Origin of the sequence: Chitiniphilus purpureus (assembly GCF_025642115.1) — a bacterium.
Classification (GTDB): Bacteria; Pseudomonadota; Gammaproteobacteria; order Burkholderiales; family Chitinibacteraceae; genus Chitiniphilus; species Chitiniphilus purpureus.
On record NZ_CP106753.1, the window covers coordinates 3,873,657 to 3,894,324 of the forward strand.

Below are 20,668 nucleotides of genomic sequence, written 5' to 3' on the forward strand. Positions count from 1 at the left end.
GCAAGGCAACCCGGCCGGGCACGGCTATGCTGATCGTCCCCAGCCCGCGCTTGCGGGCTTGCACCACCGGAGACCGTCATGCCCACCGTTATCGCGCCTCGCATCTGCAATGTGCTGCTGGTCGGCGGCAGCGGCTTCATCGGCAGCCGGCTGGCAGCGCGTCTTGCCGGTGCCGGCCACACGGTCACCCTTCCCACCCGCGATCCGGCGCGCGCCCGGGATGCCCTGCTGCTGCCGCAGCTGCAGATCGTCGGCGCCGATGTGCATGACCCGGCGCAATTGGCGCGGCTGGCCGAAGGCAAGGATGTGGTGATCAACCTGGTGGGCATCCTGCATGGTAGCCCCGGGGATTTCACCCGTGCGCACGTCACGTTGACCGAACGCATCATCGCTGCCTGCCGGCAGGCCGGCGTGCCGCGCTATCTGCATATGAGCGCGCTGAATGCTGCCGTCGACGGCCCCTCCCACTATCTGCGCAGCAAAGGCCAGGCCGAGCAGCATGTGCGTGCAAGCCCGCTGGCGTGGACGCTCTACCGCCCATCCGTGGTGTTCGGCCCGGGTGATCGCTTTCTCAACCTGTTTGCCCGTCTGCTCGTGCCCAGCCCGTTGATACCGCTGGCCGGCGCGCATGCGCGCTTCCAGCCCGTCTGGGTGGACGATGTGGTGCGGGCGTTCGAATGCGGTGTGGCGCGGCCGGACCTGGTCGGCAGCTCGCTCAACCTGGTCGGCCCGAAGGTCTATACGCTGGCCGAGCTGGTACGTTACGTCGGCCGGCTTACCGGGCATCCACGGCCGATCCTGGCGTTGCCCGACGCACTGGCGCGCCTGCAGGCGGCGGTGATGGGCATGCTGCCCGATCCACTGCTTACCCGCGACAATCTCGATTCGATGCGGATCGACAGCATCGATCCGGCCGGCTTTCCCGCCGTGCTGGGCTGGCAGCCGGCCGCGCTCGAAGCGGTCGCGCCAGGCTATCTTGCCGCCGAAAGCCGGCCGGTACGGCGGCGGCGCCATCGGCGGCGCTGATTCCCGTCTTACCAGGAACCGACCGCATGCAGCTCCTGCTGGGCAACCTGCCCCCCACCACCGAGGCCGACGATGTTCGCAGCCTGCTGGAAGGCCTGGGTGTACCCGGCGTCGGCGACATCGTCGTTTCGACCGGGGAAGAACGCAGCGACGCGCTGATCCGGCTGGAAGAGGTCAGTGCCATCGCCATCAGCGCCTGTGCCCAACAGCTGGACGGATACCATTGGCGCGGTCATGATCTGACCGCCACCCATACCCATCTTTCCTGGGATTGAGGTCTGCCCCGGAGCCCGCCCCATGCGCATCGCCGTTTTCGACAGCAAACGCTATGACCGGAACGCATTGAACGCCGCGAACCATGCCGGTTATACCTTCGAGTTCTTCGACGACAGGCTCAACCGCAGCACCGTGCCGCTGGCGGCCGGCTTCGACGCCGTATGCCCCTTCGTCAACGACCGGGTCGACGCCGCCACGCTGGGCGAATTGCATCGGCTGGGCGTGCGCCATGTCGCCCTGCGCTGCGCCGGGTTCAACGGCGTGGACATCACCGCTGCCGCCCAGCTCGGCATCGCGGTCACCCGGGTGCCGGCCTACTCACCCGAAGCGGTGGCCGAGCATGTGTTCGCACTGCTGCTGACACTCTCGCGCAAGACCCACCGCGCCTACAACCGGGTGCGCGAAGCCAATTTCTCGCTCGACGGTCTTGTTGGCTTCAACCTGAATGGCCGGACCTTCGGCGTGGTCGGCGCCGGCAAGATCGGCCGCGCCGCGATCAAGATCGCCAATGGGTTCGGCATGCGCGTATTGGCCTATGACCGCGCCCCCGATCCGCAGGAGGAGGCCTTGCTAGGCTGCCGGTTCGTGCCGCTGCCCGAACTCCTGGCCAGCGCCGATATCGTCAGCCTGCATGCACCGTTGTTTCCCGAGACACGGCATATGATCAATGCCGCATCGCTCGCCACCATGAAACCGGGCGCGGTCATCATCAATACCAGCCGTGGTGGCCTGATCGACTCCAGCGCGTTGCTGGACGCGCTCAAGAACGGCCGTCTGGGTGGCGTGGGGCTGGATGTATACGAGTACGAGGAAGGCGTCTTCTTCGAGGACCTGTCCGGCTCGGCGGTCCAGGACGATGTACTGGCCCGGCTCACGACCTTTCCCAACGTGGTCATCACCTCGCACCAGGGCTTTCTCACCGACGAGGCGCTTGCCAACATCGCCCAGACGGTGATGCGCAACCTTGCCGATTTCGCGGCCGGCAGGCCGCTTTTGAATGCAGTCACCCCATAGCAAAACCGGCGGGTCACCCCGCCGGCTTCTGTCACTGATACCACCACCCCGTATCAAGGTGCGGGGTTGGTGTTGCCGTAGCTCACGCCATTCTTGACATGGCCGACCACCGTCTGCACTTCGTCACGTTGGTAGGTGATGGCATTGGCGCCGTCGCGCTGGGTTTCGGACATCAGCTTCCTGATCTTGACATCCTTGGTCATCCAGAACTCCTCGACCAGATTCAGCTTGAAGCCCGGATCGCTGCTGTCGACAGTCGTGGTGGCCTTGTAATGGCAGGTCTGGAAGGTGCCGGCGGTCGTGGTCACCGATTTGGCGCCGTAGTACTCCATCGTCACGTTCTCTGTAACCGACTTGCCTGCAGCCCACCCGTTGTTGACGCGGGTATTGGTATAGCTGTAGCTGCCGCCCTTCGGTATCGCCATTGCGGTATTGCGATTGAAGGTGGAGCTGACTTTGAAAGCCGAGTAGGCAGGAGGTGTGTTCATTCCATCCTCGTACCCATAGAAGCGCAGCACGGTGCCGGTGGTATCAACTAAGTCGTAGTTGTACTCGATCCCGGGCATCACAGCGCCATTGTCCCAATACTTGACCACATAACGGCGTACGGTCTCGCCATTGAGGGTCATGTTTGCAGCATCGCGCTCCACAGTCATCACACGGTTGATTGCATTGTTCAAGACCCGGTTTTCGCGCCAGAAGTCAAGACGACCGGGCGCTGCGGTGCCAGTGCCCCATTGGTTTGCCGGCAGGCTGTCCAGGCACGATGCATAGGTTGCATCAGGCGCCGGGGTCGGTGTGGGAACCGGCGCTGGCGTGGGAGTAGGTGTAGGGTTAGGCGTGGGCGTGGGGGCCGGAGTCGGGGTCGGCGTGGGGCTGCTGCCACCGTCGCCACCACCACCGCCACAAGCAGCCAGGGCAGCAGCCAGCATCAATACGCTTGCTGCCTTGATCGATACGAAGGACATCTGGGTTTGCTCCCGGGTTTGGATTGTCGTGCTCTGTCATGCACCGGAGCTTTCAGGGTTGCATCGTGGAAAGCGCCGGGTGGGTCATGCAACGTAAGAATCGAGTGCTTATCTATTCAATCGGTCTGGCACACAAGTGCCAGCCTATAACAATCCCTCTACGCCACATTGATCCCGGACAAATCGGATTCATAGCATTACCGCCAAAAAGGCCTGCGGATTCTAATACAGGTTTGATCCCACACACTTTCCAATCCGGCAAGAAAATGCACCAGCCGACAGTTGGTCACCCGTGAGCACACAGCCCCGGATTACCGATATCGCCACCATCCTGAACCAAGTGATCTGGAGTAAGCTCGGCACCGTCTCCTGCTTGTGTTCGACCGAGTGACACCTACACGTGCCCACCGCTGGCTTGCCCTCGTCCCCGGCCTCCTGGCCGCGCTGGTGACGCTGGCCCTTGCCGGATACCTGCTGCTCAGCCATGGCGAGGCCGCAGAGCAGCGCGCCGCTCTGCTGGAGCAGGATCTGCTGTGGCAGAAACAGGCGATTGAACAGCAAGTGGCGATCGACCGCGACGCGGTGCACGGCCTGGCGGCGACGTTGTCTGGCGCGGATTACAACTCGCCGATCTTCCAGGCCCGGGTGCTGTCGCTGCTGCAGACCAGCCCCGAAGTGGTCGGGCTGTCGGTACAGGACCGCTTCGGCCATGTCGAGTGGCATGCCACGCAGGCCGCCTGGGCGCTGCCCTATCGGGGCGAGCCGGGCTGGGGCGATGTCTGGGTGTCGCACGGGCAGCCCCGGCTGCGCTACGCCGTGCTTACCCCCGATCGCAGGCGCATGCTGGTCATGGTGCTGGCGCTCGACCGCCTGTTGCAGCAGCAGGTGCCCTGGTGGATCGCGCAGCGCTACCAGATCACACTGTATGGCAACGAGGGCCGGCCGCTGGCTTCCAAGTTCCAGCGCCAGCTCGATCCGGCCGGTGTGATCGGCAACATCGATCTGGGCAACCCACCGGTCGGGCTCTCGCTCAAGGCCGAGGTCTACCAGACGCCGGCCAACCCCGTCACCGGGGCGTTGCCCTGGATCGTGTTCGGGCTGGCGCTGGCGATGCTGGCCTCCACCTGGGCGCTGGGCCGGGTGATGCGCGTGCGCGAGGAAGCCGAATCGCGGCTGCGTGCCGAGACGGCGCTGCGCAAGGCGATGGAGGATTCGCTCGTCACTGGGCTCAGGGCCATGGACCATCATGGCCGCGTGCTGTACGTCAACCGGGCGTTCTGCGAAATGGTGGGCTACCGCAGCGAGGAGCTGATCGGCCACAGTCCCCCGATGCCGTACTGGCCCCCCGAAGAGATGGCGCGCTGCGAGGCGGTGTTCGATGCCATCCTCGCCGGCCGGCTCGACCCGAACGGATTCACGGTACGCTTCATGCGGCGCAACGGCGAGCGCTTTGACGTGCGGGTCTACGCCTCGCGCCTGATCGATGGCGAAGGCGAGCATATCGGCTGGATGGGCTCGATGTATGACATCACCGAGATCCGGCGTGAGCGCGAAGCGTTGCAGGCTTCGCACGAGCGCTTCGTCACCGTGATGAACGGACTCGATGCGGCGGTGGCGGTGACCGATGCACAGACCGGCGAGCTGCTGATGAGCAACCAGCAGTTCGACCGTGCGTTCGGGCTGCCCGATTGGCGCGGCCGCTGCTGCGTCCTGCCGTTCGTGCTGCGCCGGGTGGACCCGCCGGTCGACGCGGAGTGGTACGACAGCTACCGCCGGCACTGGTACCAGGTGAAAAGCCGGCAGAGCGTATGGGTGGATGGCAGCGCGGTCTGGCTGGAGATCGCCACCGACATCACCGCGCTCAAGACCGCCACCGAGCGCGAACGCCAGCAGAACGAGACGCTGCAGCAGACCGCGCGCCTGATCAGCATGGGCGAGATGGCCTCCAGCCTGGCACACGAACTCAACCAGCCGCTCGGCGCAATTGCGAGCTACGCCAGCGGCTGCCGCAACATCCTCGCGGCCAATTCCCCGAATCTGGCGCAACTGGACCAGGCCATCGACAAGATGGCCGAACAGGCCAAGCGCGCCGGTCACATCATCCGTGGCATCCGCGAGTTCGTGCAGCGGCGCGCGCCGCACCGCAAGCGATGTGACATCGGCACCTTGCTCGACACCGTGCTGGGCCTGCTGGGGCACGAAGTGGCCAGGCGTGGCGTGGCGGTCTCGATAGCGCAGGCCGAGGGGCTGCCGCCGCTGTATGCCGATGCGGTGATGCTGGAGCAGGTGCTGTTCAACCTGATCAAGAACGCGCTGGAGGCGATGGACAACACATCCGCCGAGCAACGCCGGCTTGCCATCTCGCTGGCGCGGCAGGAAGGCAGTCTCAAGGTGACGATTGCCGATCGCGGCGCTGGTATCACGCCCGAACAGCTGGAACAATTGTTCAAGCCCTTCTTCACCACCAAGGATACGGGTATGGGCATGGGCCTCAACATCTGCCGCTCGATCATCGAACACCATCATGGCCGGCTCTGGGCCGAGGCCAATCCCGGCGGCGGCTGCCGCTTCATCTTCACCGTACCGTTCAGCGAGGAGACCGATGCCCATGAACCCTAACCGACGGATCGCCGTGGTCGATGATGACGATGCGTTGCGCGACGCGCTGGTCTGGCTGTTCTCCACCCGCAATCACGAAGCACAGGCCTTCGCCAGCGCCGAAGCGCTGCTGGCCGACTACAGCCCGGACCGCTTCGGCTGCTTGCTGCTGGATGTGCGCATGCCCGGCATGGGCGGCATCGAGCTGTTCGCCAAGCTCCGGGAATACGCCTACATGCCGCCGGTGATCTTCCTGACCGGCCATGGCGACGTACCGATGGCGGTCGCGGCACTGAAGAACGGCGCGGCCGACTTCGTCGAAAAGCCCTTCAACGACAACGACATCGTCGATCTGGTCGAAAAGGCGCTGTCCGACGACGCCACGCACCGCGACGCCTGGCATGCCAGGAGCCAGGCGGAAAGCCTGCTTGCCGGGCTGACCCCACGCGAGCGCGAGGTGATGAAGCTCATCCTCACCGGCCGGCTCAACAAGCAGATCGCCGATGACCTGTCGATCTCGATGAAGACCGTCGAAGTGCACCGGGCGCGCATCCTGGAAAAAATGCGGGTGAAGACCGCGATGGAGCTGGCGGCGCTGCTGCGCGACGCCGGCGTGGAGACCTGAGCGCATGGCACTGAACTGGCTGGCACTCATTCCATGGGGCACGCTGATCGAGAACGCCCCCCGGATCCTCGACGCAAGCAAGAAACTGTTCCGCGGCACCCAGACCCCACCGCCGCGCCCGATCGAGATCGCCATCGACGCGCAGGCGGGCCCGCAGGAGAGGCTGGCCAACCTGGAAGCCGCTGTGGCCGCTCAGCAGCAGGACCTGGCCGCGCTGCACCAGCGCCAGCAGGAAAGCGCGCGGCTGATCGAAGAATTGGCCGCGCAGAATGCCCAGCTCACGGTACGGCTGCGCCGCCAGTACCGGCTCACATTGGTGCTGGGACCCGTGCTGCTGGCGGTGATCCTCTACCTCGCCCTGCGCTGAGCGTGCCAGCAACGGTCCTTGCGCCGCCCGCCCCTGCCAGCTGCAGCCGGGCCGGCTGCCTGCCGGTCCCGGCGCCCTCATGGGCTATAACCCAAGTTCCCCGGCGCGCGCGCCGCCGCCTGCCCATGCCAACCCGTTGGAGGAATCCGCTATGACGACCAAGGTCCAGATCGTGTTCTACAGCATGTACGGCCATGTCTATCGCCTGGCCGAAGCGGTGGCGGAAGGCGTGCGCGAAGCAGGCGCCGAGGCAACGCTGCTGCAAGTGTCCGAACTCGTGCCGGAGGAGATCCTGGCCAAGAGTGGTGCCGACAAGGCAAGGGCCGTGTTCTCACATGTGCCACTTGCACAGGTCGGGCAATTGGCCGAAGCCGACGCCATCGTATTCGGCACGCCGACCCGCTTTGGCAACATGTGCGCCCAGATGCGCAATTTCCTCGATCAGACCGGCGGCCTGTGGGCCAAGGGCGCATTGATCGGCAAGGTGGGCAGCGTGTTCACCAGCTCAGCGACCCAGCATGGCGGCCAGGAGACCACGCTGACCAGCTTTCACACTACGCTGCTGCACCATGGCATGGTGATCGTCGGGGTGCCGTATTCCGAGGCGCGCCAGACCACCCTGGCCGAGATCAGCGGCGGCAGCCCCTACGGCGCCTCGACCATCACCGACGGCAACGGCAGCCGCCAGCCCTCGGACAATGAACTGGCCATCGCACGCTTCCAGGGCCGGCATGTCGTCAGCATCGCCGCCAAGCTGCGCGCCTGACCCTGCCCCTTCATCGGAAGCTGCTGGTCCCCCTCCCCCGATATCAGGCTGTCCGCCAAAACACCCGGGTAACCGCGTACGCCGGTTAAAACCTGCCCAGATGCGAAGCTGGCAGGCGCTGTGCCGCCCTACGCCGCCCGCCCCCTTGTCAAATCAATAGACAGCCTTTTCCGCATCACCACATCTACCTTGCCATGGAGCACAGCCTCCAACAAGCGGTACGCACCGCATGTTTCCGCAGTGCTTGCACCCCTCCCAGATCTTGCAAACAACGCACTGTCTTTAAAATTTCCCATTAAGAACAATAACTTAATACATTAAAAAGAATCAAGTAAATAAATGTTGATTTATTATTCACATGAGTTTACATTGCCTGCTATGTATTTCAGCAAACTGCCTACGGCTATTTTGCACAAAAAATAATCAGCAAGTCAGATAAAGCCAAGCGGTCTTTTCTAATTCATGCATTTAGTTGCAGGGTTTTCATCGCCCCCAAAATTATGCAAATTAATCATTTAATGAATTCTGGTGCACTCCACGAAATTGAAACGCTGAAGCAATACTTCTGGAGCAAGCTGCACGAGGCATCAGACTGTGAGGCATTTACTGCAACTGGCCCAGCCGTTCCACTAGAGCAAATAATTGCCCATCGGAACAAAACCTATCTTGAGCATGGTTTGCAATACTTGATACGCTCCAATACAAGGGCGGGTACCCTGATCGAGCATATAGACTCCCGGAGTGCACACGTCTGGGTGACAAGTCGTGGCGAAATAGCAGGTTCAATGCGCATGACCCCGTTTCCTTTCGAGATTGAAAGCGTATTACCAGCAGGCCATCACATGACTTCCCCTTATTTAGATCATGTCGAGTTCGGGCGTCTGGTAACAAGCAGCAGGAACTCCTGTATTTTTGAAAAGCTCATGGCACTTGCCTGTCATTCGGCAATAATTCAGGAATATAAGGGCATTGTTGCCATGTGCCGCTCCGTTCAGCGCAGATTATTTGAACGCTATGGCCTGACTCCTCTTACCATCGACCCAATCACCATCGAAAACAGAGCCAATGGGGCCTATTGGGTGATGCAAGCCACGTGGAGCGACCTTTATTCTGCTTTGGAAAAGCGAAAATCAGTAACGCCGGCAACTGCGTGAAAATGCAACGTAAGCACAACATGGAGATTAAAAAATGAACCCTTCAACAGAAATCAACTTCGAAAAATTCTTCCAAAAACTCGACAGCAAACTCGATCAGCTATGGACGAAAATTCTCAGTAGTTCGCCATTAGCAAAAACTGTATTGTCAGGCGAAGTTACAAAAGAGCTGTACGGCATCTACATGCTCGAGACTTATCACTATACGTCTCACAATGCGCGCAACCAGGCCCTGGTTGGCATAAGAAACGACATTGAAAGCTTGCCTTATATCAAATTCTGCCTGGAGCATGCAGCAGAAGAGGTTGGACATGAAAGAATGGCATTGCACGATATCCGCAGTATTGGCTTTGAAGGATTGGATGGGGCTTTGCCGCGTCCGCTCATGGAAACGGAAGCACTTATCGCCTACCTGTACTGGATTTCCTTCACCGGGAACCCATTACAACGTTTGGGTTACAGCTACTGGGCCGAAAGCTGTTACAAATATATCAACCCGCTGATTCAAAGCATACAAAAGACACTTCAGCTCGAACCTTCGCAACTAACATTTTTCATAGCACACTCCGACATTGATGCAGATCATTTCGAACACGTTAAAACAATTATCCAAAGAAGCTGTAAATCGGAGGCTGATTTGGATGCAATCGAATACGTGCTCACGACCTCACTAAAACTGACTGCCCGCATGTTGGATGCGGTATATGAGGAATACCAAGAGGTCCAATTGGGACGCGGTCGCCGCTATGACTTTCTTTGCAAGAAAGCCTAGAAAAAATGCCTCACTACTTCAAGCAACTGAATTACACGTTGGGTGACGAGGATCCGACAGCGGAATTCAACCTTCTTCCTGAAGGGACCGCACGCGCACTGGCAATTGCAGACTGCGGCAGCCGTATTGTTCCACTGTTGGCAAAAAATCCCCGTCATCTTGTCTGTGTAGATATAAATCGTGAACAGCTCGCCGTCTGCGAATTACGCCTGGCCCTGCTCAAGCATGTGAGCTTAGCCGAATACAAGGGATTTCTTGGCTTCACTGATACCATTTCCCCACAAGCCCGTCAGGCAATGTTTTCAGAATTACCGCTGCAAAAGCCAACGCGGGAAGTGCTCCACGCAATGTTTACGCATATTGATTGGGGAAGCATGCTCTACTGTGGGAAATTCGAGCAGATGCTTAGAACCTTGAGACGCGTAAATTCGGCCATTACCGGGCGCTCCGGTCGCCAGCTCTTCGAATGCGAAAGCCTTGCAGAACAACTGGACTATTATAAAAACCACTTTCCTCGCTGGCGATGGAAAATGGTTCTTGCTCTTCTAGGAAACTCTACAGCACTAAACTCGCTTTTATACCGTGGAGATTTTCCAAAGAAAAATATACCGGGCAGCCACTTCCATATCTACGACAGCATTTTCCATCGACTATTTACGGAATGGTCGGTACGGAAGAATTTCTTCCTGCAGATGTTGTTTTTTGGAGAGATCCGCTACCCGGATGCATATCCTTTGGAATGTCAGCCCGAGATATTCAACCTTGCAAAAAAGGGGGCGGAGAACTGTGAGATCCTGCTTGAGTTAGGCGATGTTTTCCAACGGGTGCAGGAACACCGGAATCTCGACTTCGTTTCTCTCTCCGACGTACCTTCCTTCTTGCCACCTGCGCAAGAGCACAGCTTCTTGAAGAGCCTGAGGAGTCAGGTTGCTGAGGGCGCGAAAGTTGTTGTCAGAGCACATTTGCGTCGACCCACGCCGGATCTGACCGGTTTCAGGGATGTAAGCACAAGATACCCCAATAGCCACCGGGAAGATTCAACGCAACTGTGGTCGTTTCACATCTATGAGCCCATTCCAACAATATAAGTGCTGAGGTAGCCATGAACGACACTGGATATCACTACATTATTGACATGAAAGTACGGAATGGAAAATTACTTAATTGCCCATCCGAGCTCCAGCAGATATTTGATGAAGCATTGATTGGCTTCACCATCTTGAAATATGATTTCTTCCAATTTTCTGGAGGAGGAGAAGGAGTAACTGGGTTCTTCCTTTTATCGGAATCACACTGCTCCTATCATACATACCCTGAGAACAACTATATCGCGATTGATATCTTCACCTGTGGCCGCGATCCAGGCGACATTGCAAGCAGGCTTGCCGAGGCACTAGGAGCCGTATGCTACAGCTCTCGCTATATTGCACGAGGCTCTTCACAGACGGCACCAATTGAGTATCATCCCAAAACAGAAGCAGCCCTTGCTTGAAGCAACAATCTTTACATAAGTAATTTCGTCTTTGGATTCCACCATGATCACAGCAACATTTATCTTTGATAAGAAGCAGTTTGACGATGATTTTCATGCACTCGACCAACAGATCGCCGAAGCCGCGCGCTCAACAACTGGCTATCTCGGCGAGGAAGCTTGGGAAAATACCACCACTGGCAGGATCTCCACGGTTTATTATTGGTCATCGGAAGAAGGGCTGCGGGAGCTGATGAACAATCCAAGTCATCTGATTGCAAAAGGGCGTTATAAAGAATGGCTGAGTGGCTATCGTGTCGAAATATCACAGGTGTTGCGTACTTACGGAGACGGCTTGGCGCCAAGTCCGGCCGAGCAGGCAGCTGACAATACAAAGGCGGTATAGTGTCAAGGGTACCGCGCACCATTTTCTTGGTTGCTCGGGGAAGGGGATTGTACGCTAGCCTCATAGCCACTTCTGTAGTGGTGCTCTGCGCTTATGCAGCGTCATACTCGCTAAGCGTCCTTCCCCCTCACAAGCTGATCTGGCTTGGCCTGGAAATCTCCCCTCCCTCTCAATCTGCACGCTATTTCGACTCAGAAGTCATTTACGCGCCCGAGCGCCCAAGACCTCTTGAGAGTACACCGATACCACTACATCTAGATCTTGCTTGGCAAGGAAGGCAAAGCATTGGCCTTGATGGTTTCCTGCGCGTGACCAAGACCAATGCATTTCTGGTTGCACACGGTGGGAGAATCGTATACGAGAGATATTACAACGGCTATTCCCGGAACTCCTATTTCCCTTCCTATTCTGTCGCTAAAGCCATTACTTCCACGGCAACGGCCCTGGCAATAAAAGACGGCTTTATCAAATCAACAAATGCTGATGCACGCCAATATTGGCCAAGCACCCTAGCAGCAAAGTTCCGACAACCGGTTACCATATCGGATCTACTTAATATGCGCGCCGCCATACCGGTGCAGGAGCAATATGACAGCGTCTTTTCCCTGTTAGCTCAAATGTATGTAACAACAGACCTGAAAAGATTCATGCAGCAACTCCCACCGGTTCATTTTTCATCAATGCCTCACTTTGAATACCGAAGTGCAACCTACCTCCTTCTGGGGGAAACGCTTCGGGGTGCAGTAAATGACAACCTTGCGCCATATATATCCACAGCATTATGGAAGCCAATTGGCGCTGAAAGTAATGCATCATGGAGCGTTGACAGCTCTGACTCCCGGATTGAGAAATCCTTCTGTTGCATCAATGCAAAGGCCCGGGATTTTGTTCGGTTTGGCCTATTTGTTCTTGAAGACGGAAAATACAAAGGTTCCAATCTCCTGCCTGCTGGATGGCAACAGAAAATTCAAAAGCCAACTGCTTTTAAGGGAGAGTTCGGTTACAGCCACGGATGGTGGATGTTGAAAGATCGAAGCGACCCGGATTTCTCTGCAATTGGAATACACGGCCAATATGTATACATTAACCCCAAGACAAATACCGTCATTGTCAAATTTAGCGATTACGGGGCAGAGCAGGACGAAGCATTGACCCTGCGCGCCTTTCGGAAAATATCCCATCTATTTGCCGAATAGTTGTTTTTGGATCTTTGCCACACACCTGGATGAATGAAACCAAAGGCTCCGGACTTGAAGATGGATGGTTACAGAGCCCACCTGAGGCCAGCTTGCCCATCAAGCGGCTCCATCTGAACGCGTTACAATCTGATCTTCGGCTTTCAAGCCTGGCGCACCTACCTTCCAACGCCAGGTACCCACACATGTTCCAGCATTGGCTATACAGGCTATTGGCGAAGAACCTGAATAGTTTAACCATAGATTTGGTGGAGCCATGGGACGTCGAGTGTCGCACCATCGCCACTAACCGCTGGCGCTATACGCGCCAAATAAATCCACTGCCGTAATCGACCTGGATTCATTGAACGTCTCTTATTCAAGACCCATACCATGCCGGCCGTTCTCAGCACATAATTCACTATGCTGATTGTCTTTTGTAGGCAAAGACATCAAGCATGGACCAAGATCATAATCTTACAAAATCAGAAAAAACCAAAGCAAACCAGTTGGAATAAATATCGGGGTGGACACGACAAATGGCTTTTTTGCTATAGCTCAGCCGCAAAACAGCTTCTCCATAAATCAGAAATTTCTTATTGATCAAACAAATCTTGTGGGCTGCCCTAACTTGCCCACTCCAGCATTAAATATGGTGTCAAACCAGAGCCGAAGGAACGCGCCTTGGCTCACCCCATATCCCGCCCCACCTCGTCGGCCCAATGCAGCGCTTCGACCTGCAGGCGATTGAGCGCATCCCAGCTCAACGAGGGCTCATCGTGCAGCCAGGCTTGCACCGCCGGCAGGTCCTGGGCCTCGACCGCCAGGGTCAGTGCCAGCCATTTGCCAAGCCGGCTGGGCGGGTTAGCGCCCAGCAGGGCGGCCTGTACCGGCAACGACAGGTTCAGCTCGGGCAGCAGTTCGGCGAGCGGCCGGCCCAGGAGCGCATCGAGCAGCGACAGCAGCCCGGTCAGGAATGCACTGTCAGCCAGCGCGGCCTCACCGGGCGCGAGCGTCTGCGCCAGCCGTTCCATGAAGCGTCCGCGGCCGATGGCGGTGTGCAGCAGCAGCTCGCCGCCACCTTGCTGGTCCTGCCGCGAAAACATCAGGATCTGCAGCCAGCGTTGCAATTGGCGCATGCCAAGCAGGGTGATTGCATGACGCACGCTGGTGATGCGCACCGGGAGCCCGCAGGCCACCGAGTTGACCAGCTTGAGCAGGCCGAGCGCGAGATCGGGCGCACGTTTGAGCGCCGCTTCCACGTCACTGATCTCGGCGTTGCCTTGCACCATGTTCAACAGCGACAGCAGCTGGGCCTGGGTGGAGGGGATGCGGCGGCCGGACAGGATGGTGGGACGGGCGAAGTAGTACCCCTGGAACAGGTCGAAGCCGAGCTTGCTGCATTGCTGCTGTAGTTGCGGGGTCCCCACCTTCTCGGCAAGCAGTTGCACCGGATGTGCCCGCAACGCGTGTACCAGCGGGGCCAGCGCTTTGCCGGGCAGGGCCAGCACGTCGACCTTGATCACATCCACCAGGGGCAACAGCGGCAGATGGGCGCCGGAGAGCGCGACCACGTCGTCCAGCGCCAGCCGGTAGCCCAGTTGCCGCAATTGCCGGCACCGCGCATACAGGGCTTCGTTCAGCTCAACCGTTTCAAGCAGTTCCAGCACCACCCGGTCGCGTGGCAGCAGCTCGATGGCCTCGGAGAACAGCAAGGCGGCATCGACGTTGATGAAGGCGGATTTGCCCTCCAGCGCACTGATCAGTCCAAGATCGGTAAAGGCATGGCTGATGACAGCAGCACTGGCTGCCAGATCGTCGGTCACCAGGGCGGCATTGCCGCTCTGACCACTGCGAAACAGCAGCTCGTAGGCCACCAGTTGCTGCTGCCGGTTGATGATGGGCTGGCGCCCCAGGAAAAACCGGTCCTGCATTGCGCGCTCGGGCATGGTCGGAAACATCGTTTCAGTTTAGGGCGTGTCGCCATGAGTTTCACGGCGGCGCAGACTGGAACGGGATCAAGCGCAATGCGGGCGAAAGCGGCATGGGCGCGCCGTGCGTGCCGCGTCGGTGGCTGCCGCATGCCCGCCGCCATCCGGCGGCAGGATGCGGACAGCGCCGGTCAGCGGTAGACCGGGTAGAAGCTCGTCAACCGTGGGAAGGTGCGCGGCTCGGTCAGCTGCGGCGATGATCTGAAGGCGGGTTCGGGCGGCAGCGCGCGCATCGGCGCCAGTCCCTGCAACCGCGACGCGTCGCTCACGGCCCAGGCATCCCGGCGGGCCTCGAACTCGGCCTTCAACCCCTCGCACAGCGCGTTGCGCAACCAGATGTGCCCCGGATCGTGATGCTGCCGCGCGTGCCAATACAACGAGAAGGTCAGCGGCGGCATCTCCAGCGGCAGCGGCGCAAGCCGGATCCGGCCGGGCACCTGGGTCGAGCGCAGCACCGACTCGGGTGCAACCAGCAGCAGGTCGCTTTCCGTCAACAGCTCGAACGCGGCGACGCACTGGGTCAACTGCAGGCTGACACGCCGGCTTGCGCCGATCGCGCCCAGCCGCTCATCCAGCATCTGCGCCAGTGCCTGTCCCAGTCGCAATTGCAGATGCGGCATCTTGCAAAAGCATTCCAGCTGCAGCTCGACGCCGCGCAACGCCGGGTGGTCCGCGCGCAGCGCACACATCAACCGGTCGCGGTAGACCACGCGCTGATAGACATCGGCCGGGGCATCGAACGCCAGCCCCAGCGCCAGGTCGGGCCCATCGGCCGACATCGCCTCCAGGATATGCGCCTCCCACGGCACGAACTCCAGCTCCAGCTGGGGCGCTTCGTACAACAGCGTGCCCAGCACAGCGGGCAACAGCGCATGCTCGGTGCTGCTGGCACAACCGATGCGATAGCGGCCGCGCGTGGTGGCCGGGTTGAAGTCCTCCGGCACCACCAGCTGGTTGATCTGCTGCAGGATCGTGCTCAACGGCTCGCGCAGCGCCTCGGCACGCGGCGTCGGTGCAAGCTTGTTGGCTGCACGCACGAACAGCGGGTCATCGAACGCATCGCGCAGGCGCGCGAGCGAGCGGCTCATCGCCGATTGGGTCACCCCCAGCGTTTCGGCGGCGCGTGTCACGCTGCCCTGCGTGAGCAGCGCGTGTAGGCAAAGCAATAGGTTGAGATCGAGCTGAAGATTATCTGCAAGCATCCTTTATCCCTCCGGGCGCCCGGCCGGGAAGGCCGTGGCATTTATATGTAGTTATTGTTTATGGAAATACATTAAACCCTTTATGCCAATCGGGCACGTGCATCGTGCATGCGTACGATGCATTCCCATCATGCGCAAAACGCGCCAGGGCTTGCCATTGCTGGCGCTGCCCGATCGCACCCTGCCACGCCCATTGACACCGAAACACAATTTCAATCAATTCCCACCCGGCCTTTCCGACGACTGCACCGTGCATGGCAGCGCCTGAGAAGACGCGGGATTGCGTAGTTTCGCAATGCGATACTACGCTGCATCATGCGTGCGGCGCATCGCCGCAATGCGTGGACGCCCCCTGTGTCCCGCCTGCCGGCTGCGCTCTAATGAAACCGCTTTGCACGATTGCGAAGCTTCATCTGTCTCCTTGGCCCCGCTCACCGCGGGGCTTTTTTATTCCGGTCCCGGGCATGCGGATGGCGCATGCCCGGCATGCGTGGTTAGCGGTTCCGAAGCGGTAAGCCCGCCCCGTAGATTTGATTGCGCGCCACACCGCAGGTGGGCCGAATTTACGGGAAGAGAGGATAACGATGATGAAGCAAACCCTTATCGCCATGCTGGTCGGGGGCCTGTTCGCCAGCGGCGCGGCCCACGCCGAGAAAGTCAAGGTCGAGTTCTGGACCATGAGCATGAAGCCGCGGTTCGAGAACTACTTCCAGAATCTGGTCAAGCAATACGAAGCGCAGAACCCCGATGTGGACATCGTGTGGACCGACCTGCCGTGGGACGTGATCCGTTCCAAGTTCACCGCCGCGGTGGCGGCCGGACAACCGCCGGCGCTTGCGAACATGAATGTGGAGTGGGCCTATGACTACATGGTGTCCGGCGCCATCCAACCCATCGACAACCTGCTGGGCAAGGATCGCGCGATGTATATGCCGGGCGCGCTGGCCGACGTGACCTGGAAAGGCAAGAGCTATGCCTTCCCCTGGTACAACTCGGCCGACGTGATGATCGTCAACGCCGAGATATTCAAGAAGGCCGGGCTCGATCCGAACAAGCCGATCAAGAACCTCTCCGAACAGCTCAAGGTCGCCAAGCAGATCAAGCAGAAGGCCGGTATGGCCGGACTCGCGCCCCGGCTGGGCCGGGTGGAAAGCGTGTTCATGGGCGAGGGCCTGCCGGTGCTGGAAGGCAACAAGGCCGTGTTCAATTCGCCCAAGCATGTGGCGCTGCTGCGTGAATTCGCCGACGCCTACAAGGCCGGCGCGCTGCTGAAGGACAATCTGTTCGCCGAAGATAACTTCCAGGTCTCGATCGCCGCCTACAACGGTGGCCGCCTCGGCATCCTGGAAACCACGCCGCCGGCGGTGACCCGGGTGCGCGACGATGCCAAGGAGATCTACGCCGTTTCGATCGCCCACCCGGTTCCGCCCGGCGCCACCGGCGTGGTCAAGGGCGGCTGGCTGATGGATTTCGTAGTACCGCGCGGCGTGGACCCGAAACTGCTGCCGCACGTGGGCAAGTTCGCCAAGTTCCTGACCAACGATGCGAACCAGCTGGAATTCTCCCGGGCAACCGGCGGCACCTATCCGTCCACCCGCAAGGCGGCGCTCGATCCGTTCTTCCAGGAAGTGCCGGCCAACGCCGGCGCGGTCGAACTCGCCCGGGCCATTGGCGCGAAGAACCTCGCCAACGTGCGCACGCTGGCGATCCTGGGCATCGACGATCCGGCACCGCTGCTGCGCCGGCTGCGTGAGGAGACCGAAGCCGCGGTCACCGGGCGCAAGGATCCCAAGGCGGCGATGGATGCCGCAGTCGCGTTCTGGAACGCCCAGCTGAAGAAGAAGTAATTCCCGCCCCCGGCATGCCCTGGCATGCCGGCGAGCGGCAGGCCTTCGGCGGGCACACCTGCCGAAGGCCTGTGCCGTCATCCCATCGAAGCGGCCGCCTGATCGCGCCGCCATGAGACCGCCATGTCAAAAAAATCGCTGCGCCAGGATCTGAGCGCCTACCTGTTCCTGGCCCCCGCGCTCATCATCCTGTTCCTGTTCTCGTTCTGGCCGGTCGGGCTGGGGGCGGTGCTGGCCTTCACCCGGGTGGACATCTTCAACCTGGCCCAGTCCGAATGGGTGGGGCTGGACAATTTCCGCACGCTGTTCGAGGACCCGGTGTTCATCGGCAGCATCAAGAACACGCTGCTGTACCTGCTGGTGGTGCCGGTGATCCAGATCGCCGCGCTGGCGCTGGCGGTGCTGGTCAATGCCCAGTTGCCGGCAATGAAGCTCTTTCGCACCGCGTTCTTCGTGCCGGTGGTCACCTCGGTCTCGGTGGTGGGGATCATGTGGGGCTGGATGTACAACGAGGACGGCATGCTCAACCAGGTGCTGCTGTGGCTCAGGCTGGTCGACGCGCCGGTGGGCTGGCTCTCGGATGAGCGCATCGCGCTGTTCTCGGTCATGTTCGTCACCTTCTGGCGCGGGCTGGGCTACTACATGGTGCTGTATATCGCCGGACTGCAGGCGGTGCCGCAGGAAGTGGAGGAGGCGGCGATCCTGGATGGGGCCAACCGCTGGCAGCGCTTCTGGCGCATCACCGTGCCCATGCTCAAGCCCACCCTGCTGCTGTGCACACTGCTCTCGACACTGGCGGCGATGAAGGCGTTCGAGGAAGTGGTGGTGATGACCGGCGGCGGCCCGATCGGCAGTACCTACACGCTGGCCTTCTACGCCTACGACATGGGGTTCCGCGCGTTCGACTTCAGCCGCGCATTGGCCGCCAGCCTGGTGGTCTCGCTGATCGGCTTCGTGCTCGCCTGGGTGAACTTCCGCTTCTTCCGCCCCGACCATCGTTGAGAGCCCTGCCATGCACTTCGTCAAACGCCTTCTTCTGAGCCTGGCGCCGCGTTACGGCCTGCTCGCCGTCGTGGCCCTGTTCACCACCTTTCCCTTTCTGTGGACACTGGCCACCTCACTGGGCGACTCGGGCAACATCTATGCCTTTCCGCCGCAGCTGTGGCCGGAAAACCCCACCTTCGCCCATATGCAGGAAGCGCGGCGCGCCATCCCGCTCGACCGCTTCTTCTGGAATTCGGTCTGGATCAGTGGCTGGACCGTGGCCGGCACGCTGCTGATCTCGGCGTTGGCGGGCTACGCGCTCGCGATCATGCGCTTTCGCGGCAGCAAGTGGGTCTTCGCGGCGGTGCTCGCCACGCTGATCCTGCCCTCCGAGCTCAACTTCATTGTCAACTTCATCACGGTGACACAGCTGAAGCTCACCAACACGCATACCGGGGTGGTGCTGCCGCTGCTGGCCAACGCGTTCGGCATCTTCCTGCTGAAGCAGGCGTTCGAGGAGATCCCGGCCGAGGTGCTCGATGCGGCGCGCATCGACGGCGCGACCGAATGGCAACTGTTCCTCCGCGTGGCATTGCCACTGGCAATGCCGGCGCTGGCGGCGCTGGGCATCTTCACGCTGGTGGCCACCTGGAACACCTATATCTGGCCGGCCGTGGTGCTGCAGAACCCGGACGAATACCCGTTGGCGGTCGGCGTGCTGTACCTCTCGGGCACCTTCGCCGCCAAGACCCGCGTGGTGGCCGCCGGCACCGTGCTGACCATCCTGCCGGTGCTGCTGCTGTTCCTGATGGCGCAACGCTACTTCATGCGCGGGCTAGACGGCGCGGTGAAGTAGCCCGCGGCCCCGGCACATCCCCATCCCACACCCGATCCAAGAGATTCAAGAGGAGCAATCGACCATGGCTGCGGTCCACCTGAGCGGCATCAAGAAGGCCTACACCCGGGACCAGTACATCATTCCGGAGCTTGACCTGGACATCGCCGACGGCGAGTTCATGGTATTCGTCGGCCCCTCGGGCTGCGGCAAATCGACACTGTTGCGCATGATCGCGGGCCTGGAGCCGATCACCGCCGGGCAACTGCGCATCGGCGAGCTGGTGGCCAACAATGTGCATGCCTCCAAGCGTGGCATCGCGATGGTGTTCCAGAGCTATGCGCTCTATCCGCACATGACCGTGGCCGAGAACATGGGCTTCGCGCTCAAGCTTGCCGGTACGCCCAAGGCCGAAATCGCGGCCAAGGTCGAGCGTGCCGCCCAGATCCTGCAGATCACCCACCTGCTCGAACGCAAGCCCAAAGCCCTGTCGGGTGGGCAACGCCAGCGCGTGGCGATCGGCCGCGCCATCGTGCGCGAACCCAAGGTATTCCTGTTCGATGAACCGCTCTCCAACCTGGATGCGGCGCTGCGGCTGCAGATGCGCGTCGAATTGGCCAAGCTGCATCACGAGCTGGGCACCACCATGATCTATGTGACCCACGACCAGGTCGAAGCGATGACGCTGGGCGATCGCATCGCCGTATTCAACGCGGGCCGCATCGAGCAGATCGGCTCCCCGCTGACGCTTTACCACGAGCCCAGGAATCTGTTCGTCGCGGGCTTTCTCGGCTCGCCCAAGATGAATCTGCTGCCCTGCACGCTGCTTGGCGACAGCGAACACGGCGCGATCGTGGGCCTTGCCGGCGCCGCCATCGCCACCCGCCGCTGCTCGCCGGCGCAGGCACCCGGCACCACGCTGACCCTGGGCGTGCGCCCCGAGCAGATCATGCTGGTCCCGGCGGACCAGCCCGGCGCGATCGCCGCCCGGGTCGACCTGGTGGAGCACCTGGGCGATGTGATGCTGGGCTATGTGGAGATCGAGGGGCTGCGCGATTTCGTCACCGTCAAGCTGCCCAGCGGCATCACACTGGGCGGCATGGTCCATCTGGCCTTCGCACCCGAAGCGTGCCATCTCTTTGACGAAAGCGGGCACGCGCTTGCCCGGGTGGATCGGTAAAACCCGGGGTG

General features: G+C 60.3%; 20 protein-coding genes. 17 read left to right on the plus strand and 3 right to left on the minus strand.

Annotated features, from left to right (window positions below; translation table 11 throughout):
- Nucleotides 1-78: 78 nt before the first annotated feature.
- From N8I74_RS17950 to N8I74_RS17960, 3 genes are read left to right on the plus strand one after another with little or no spacing between them, the layout of a single operon-like run.
- On the plus strand, nt 79-1,026 hold the full coding sequence (locus N8I74_RS17950) for a complex I NDUFA9 subunit family protein (RefSeq protein WP_263124565.1): 948 nt from the start codon (nt 79-81) through the stop codon (nt 1,024-1,026).
- Between the two features lie 26 nt (nt 1,027-1,052).
- A complete protein-coding gene (locus N8I74_RS17955) occupies nt 1,053-1,301 on the plus strand; it encodes an RNA-binding protein (protein WP_263124567.1) in 249 nt (82 codons plus the stop codon).
- A gap of 22 nt (nt 1,302-1,323) precedes the next feature.
- Nucleotides 1,324-2,316 (plus strand): 2-hydroxyacid dehydrogenase, encoded by a 993-nt coding sequence (locus N8I74_RS17960; protein ID WP_263124569.1) that lies wholly within the window; start codon nt 1,324-1,326, stop codon nt 2,314-2,316.
- 53 nt (nt 2,317-2,369) lie between these two features.
- Here the strand turns inward: N8I74_RS17960 and N8I74_RS17965 are convergent, their stop codons facing one another.
- Complete coding sequence (locus N8I74_RS17965) at nt 2,370-3,284, minus strand: hypothetical protein (protein WP_263124570.1); 915 nt, start codon at nt 3,282-3,284, stop codon at nt 2,370-2,372.
- A 387-nt stretch (nt 3,285-3,671) separates the two neighbouring features.
- On the opposite strand from N8I74_RS17965, the gene N8I74_RS17970 reads away from it, so the two are divergent.
- From N8I74_RS17970 to N8I74_RS18015, 10 genes are all read left to right on the plus strand, one after another.
- Complete coding sequence (locus N8I74_RS17970; RefSeq protein ID WP_263124571.1) at nt 3,672-5,903, plus strand: PAS domain-containing sensor histidine kinase; 2,232 nt, start codon at nt 3,672-3,674, stop codon at nt 5,901-5,903.
- Nucleotides 5,893-6,507, plus strand: a complete 615-nt coding sequence (locus tag N8I74_RS17975) for a response regulator transcription factor (RefSeq protein WP_263124573.1) — start codon at nt 5,893-5,895, stop codon at nt 6,505-6,507. The genes N8I74_RS17970 and N8I74_RS17975 overlap by 11 nt, the downstream gene beginning before the upstream one ends.
- Before the next feature lie 4 nt (nt 6,508-6,511).
- Nucleotides 6,512-6,874 (plus strand): hypothetical protein, encoded by a 363-nt coding sequence (locus N8I74_RS17980; RefSeq protein ID WP_263124574.1) that lies wholly within the window; start codon nt 6,512-6,514, stop codon nt 6,872-6,874.
- Nucleotides 6,875-7,025: 151 nt separating this feature from the next.
- Nucleotides 7,026-7,640 (plus strand): NAD(P)H:quinone oxidoreductase, encoded by a 615-nt coding sequence (gene wrbA, locus N8I74_RS17985; RefSeq protein ID WP_263124575.1) that lies wholly within the window; start codon nt 7,026-7,028, stop codon nt 7,638-7,640.
- Nucleotides 7,641-8,140: 500 nt separating this feature from the next.
- Nucleotides 8,141-8,794, plus strand: coding sequence for a hypothetical protein (locus N8I74_RS17990; protein ID WP_263124576.1), 654 nt, complete (start codon nt 8,141-8,143; stop codon nt 8,792-8,794).
- Between the two features lie 34 nt (nt 8,795-8,828).
- Complete coding sequence (locus tag N8I74_RS17995; RefSeq protein ID WP_263124578.1) at nt 8,829-9,566, plus strand: iron-containing redox enzyme family protein; 738 nt, start codon at nt 8,829-8,831, stop codon at nt 9,564-9,566.
- Nucleotides 9,567-9,571: 5 nt separating this feature from the next.
- A complete protein-coding gene (locus N8I74_RS18000; RefSeq protein ID WP_263124579.1) occupies nt 9,572-10,654 on the plus strand; it encodes a DUF3419 family protein in 1,083 nt (360 codons plus the stop codon).
- Between the two features lie 14 nt (nt 10,655-10,668).
- Entirely contained in the window at nt 10,669-11,058 is a 390-nt protein-coding gene (gene speD / locus N8I74_RS18005; RefSeq protein ID WP_263124581.1) for an adenosylmethionine decarboxylase, read from the plus strand.
- 43 nt (nt 11,059-11,101) lie between these two features.
- The gene (locus tag N8I74_RS18010; RefSeq protein WP_263124582.1) at nt 11,102-11,443 is read left to right on the plus strand and encodes an antibiotic biosynthesis monooxygenase family protein; all 342 of its coding nucleotides are present in this window, start codon (nt 11,102-11,104) and stop codon (nt 11,441-11,443) included.
- Nucleotides 11,444-11,751: 308 nt separating this feature from the next.
- The gene (locus N8I74_RS18015) at nt 11,752-12,639 is read left to right on the plus strand and encodes a serine hydrolase domain-containing protein (protein ID WP_263124584.1); all 888 of its coding nucleotides are present in this window, start codon (nt 11,752-11,754) and stop codon (nt 12,637-12,639) included.
- A 668-nt stretch (nt 12,640-13,307) separates the two neighbouring features.
- On the opposite strand, the gene N8I74_RS18020 is transcribed toward N8I74_RS18015, so the two are convergent.
- On the minus strand, nt 13,308-14,567 hold the full coding sequence (locus tag N8I74_RS18020) for an EAL and HDOD domain-containing protein (protein ID WP_263124585.1): 1,260 nt from the start codon (nt 14,565-14,567) through the stop codon (nt 13,308-13,310).
- Between the two features lie 173 nt (nt 14,568-14,740).
- Complete coding sequence (locus N8I74_RS18025) at nt 14,741-15,811, minus strand: LysR family transcriptional regulator (RefSeq protein ID WP_263124586.1); 1,071 nt, start codon at nt 15,809-15,811, stop codon at nt 14,741-14,743.
- A 587-nt stretch (nt 15,812-16,398) separates the two neighbouring features.
- Between N8I74_RS18025 and N8I74_RS18030 the strand changes: the two genes are divergently transcribed.
- From N8I74_RS18030 to N8I74_RS18045, 4 genes are all read left to right on the plus strand, one after another.
- Nucleotides 16,399-17,658 carry an extracellular solute-binding protein gene (locus N8I74_RS18030; protein ID WP_263124588.1) on the plus strand — a complete coding sequence of 420 codons (1,260 nt, stop codon included), beginning with the start codon at nt 16,399-16,401 and terminating at the stop codon, nt 17,656-17,658.
- A gap of 123 nt (nt 17,659-17,781) precedes the next feature.
- Nucleotides 17,782-18,660: a carbohydrate ABC transporter permease gene (locus N8I74_RS18035; protein WP_263124589.1), complete on the plus strand. Its 879-nt coding sequence runs from the start codon at nt 17,782-17,784 to the stop codon at nt 18,658-18,660.
- Nucleotides 18,661-18,670: 10 nt separating this feature from the next.
- A complete protein-coding gene (locus N8I74_RS18040) occupies nt 18,671-19,498 on the plus strand; it encodes a carbohydrate ABC transporter permease (RefSeq protein ID WP_263124591.1) in 828 nt (275 codons plus the stop codon).
- Nucleotides 19,499-19,562: 64 nt separating this feature from the next.
- A complete protein-coding gene (locus N8I74_RS18045) occupies nt 19,563-20,657 on the plus strand; it encodes an ABC transporter ATP-binding protein (RefSeq protein ID WP_263124593.1) in 1,095 nt (364 codons plus the stop codon).
- Nucleotides 20,658-20,668 lie beyond the last annotated feature (11 nt).

Bases quoted from the DNA above. Each gene is read 5' to 3' on its own strand.
- N8I74_RS18025 (WP_263124586.1), bottom strand. From the start codon at position 15,811: ATGCTTGCAGATAATCTTCAGCTCGATCTCAACCTATTGCTTTGCCTA.
- N8I74_RS18040 (WP_263124591.1), top strand. From the start codon at position 18,671: ATGCACTTCGTCAAACGCCTTCTTCTGAGCCTGGCGCCGCGTTACGGC.
- N8I74_RS17995 (WP_263124578.1), top strand. From the start codon at position 8,829: ATGAACCCTTCAACAGAAATCAACTTCGAAAAATTCTTCCAAAAACTC.
- N8I74_RS17955 (WP_263124567.1), top strand. From the start codon at position 1,053: ATGCAGCTCCTGCTGGGCAACCTGCCCCCCACCACCGAGGCCGACGAT.
- N8I74_RS18010 (WP_263124582.1), top strand. From the start codon at position 11,102: ATGATCACAGCAACATTTATCTTTGATAAGAAGCAGTTTGACGATGAT.
- N8I74_RS18030 (WP_263124588.1), top strand. From the start codon at position 16,399: ATGAAGCAAACCCTTATCGCCATGCTGGTCGGGGGCCTGTTCGCCAGC.
- N8I74_RS18000 (WP_263124579.1), top strand. From the start codon at position 9,572: ATGCCTCACTACTTCAAGCAACTGAATTACACGTTGGGTGACGAGGAT.
- N8I74_RS17990 (WP_263124576.1), top strand. From the start codon at position 8,141: ATGCAAATTAATCATTTAATGAATTCTGGTGCACTCCACGAAATTGAA.
- N8I74_RS17950 (WP_263124565.1), top strand. From the start codon at position 79: ATGCCCACCGTTATCGCGCCTCGCATCTGCAATGTGCTGCTGGTCGGC.
- N8I74_RS17960 (WP_263124569.1), top strand. From the start codon at position 1,324: ATGCGCATCGCCGTTTTCGACAGCAAACGCTATGACCGGAACGCATTG.
- N8I74_RS17965 (WP_263124570.1), bottom strand. From the start codon at position 3,284: ATGTCCTTCGTATCGATCAAGGCAGCAAGCGTATTGATGCTGGCTGCT.
- wrbA (WP_263124575.1), top strand. From the start codon at position 7,026: ATGACGACCAAGGTCCAGATCGTGTTCTACAGCATGTACGGCCATGTC.
- N8I74_RS18045 (WP_263124593.1), top strand. From the start codon at position 19,563: ATGGCTGCGGTCCACCTGAGCGGCATCAAGAAGGCCTACACCCGGGAC.
- speD (WP_263124581.1), top strand. From the start codon at position 10,669: ATGAACGACACTGGATATCACTACATTATTGACATGAAAGTACGGAAT.
- N8I74_RS17980 (WP_263124574.1), top strand. From the start codon at position 6,512: ATGGCACTGAACTGGCTGGCACTCATTCCATGGGGCACGCTGATCGAG.
- N8I74_RS18035 (WP_263124589.1), top strand. From the start codon at position 17,782: ATGTCAAAAAAATCGCTGCGCCAGGATCTGAGCGCCTACCTGTTCCTG.
- N8I74_RS18020 (WP_263124585.1), bottom strand. From the start codon at position 14,567: ATGCCCGAGCGCGCAATGCAGGACCGGTTTTTCCTGGGGCGCCAGCCC.
- N8I74_RS17975 (WP_263124573.1), top strand. From the start codon at position 5,893: ATGAACCCTAACCGACGGATCGCCGTGGTCGATGATGACGATGCGTTG.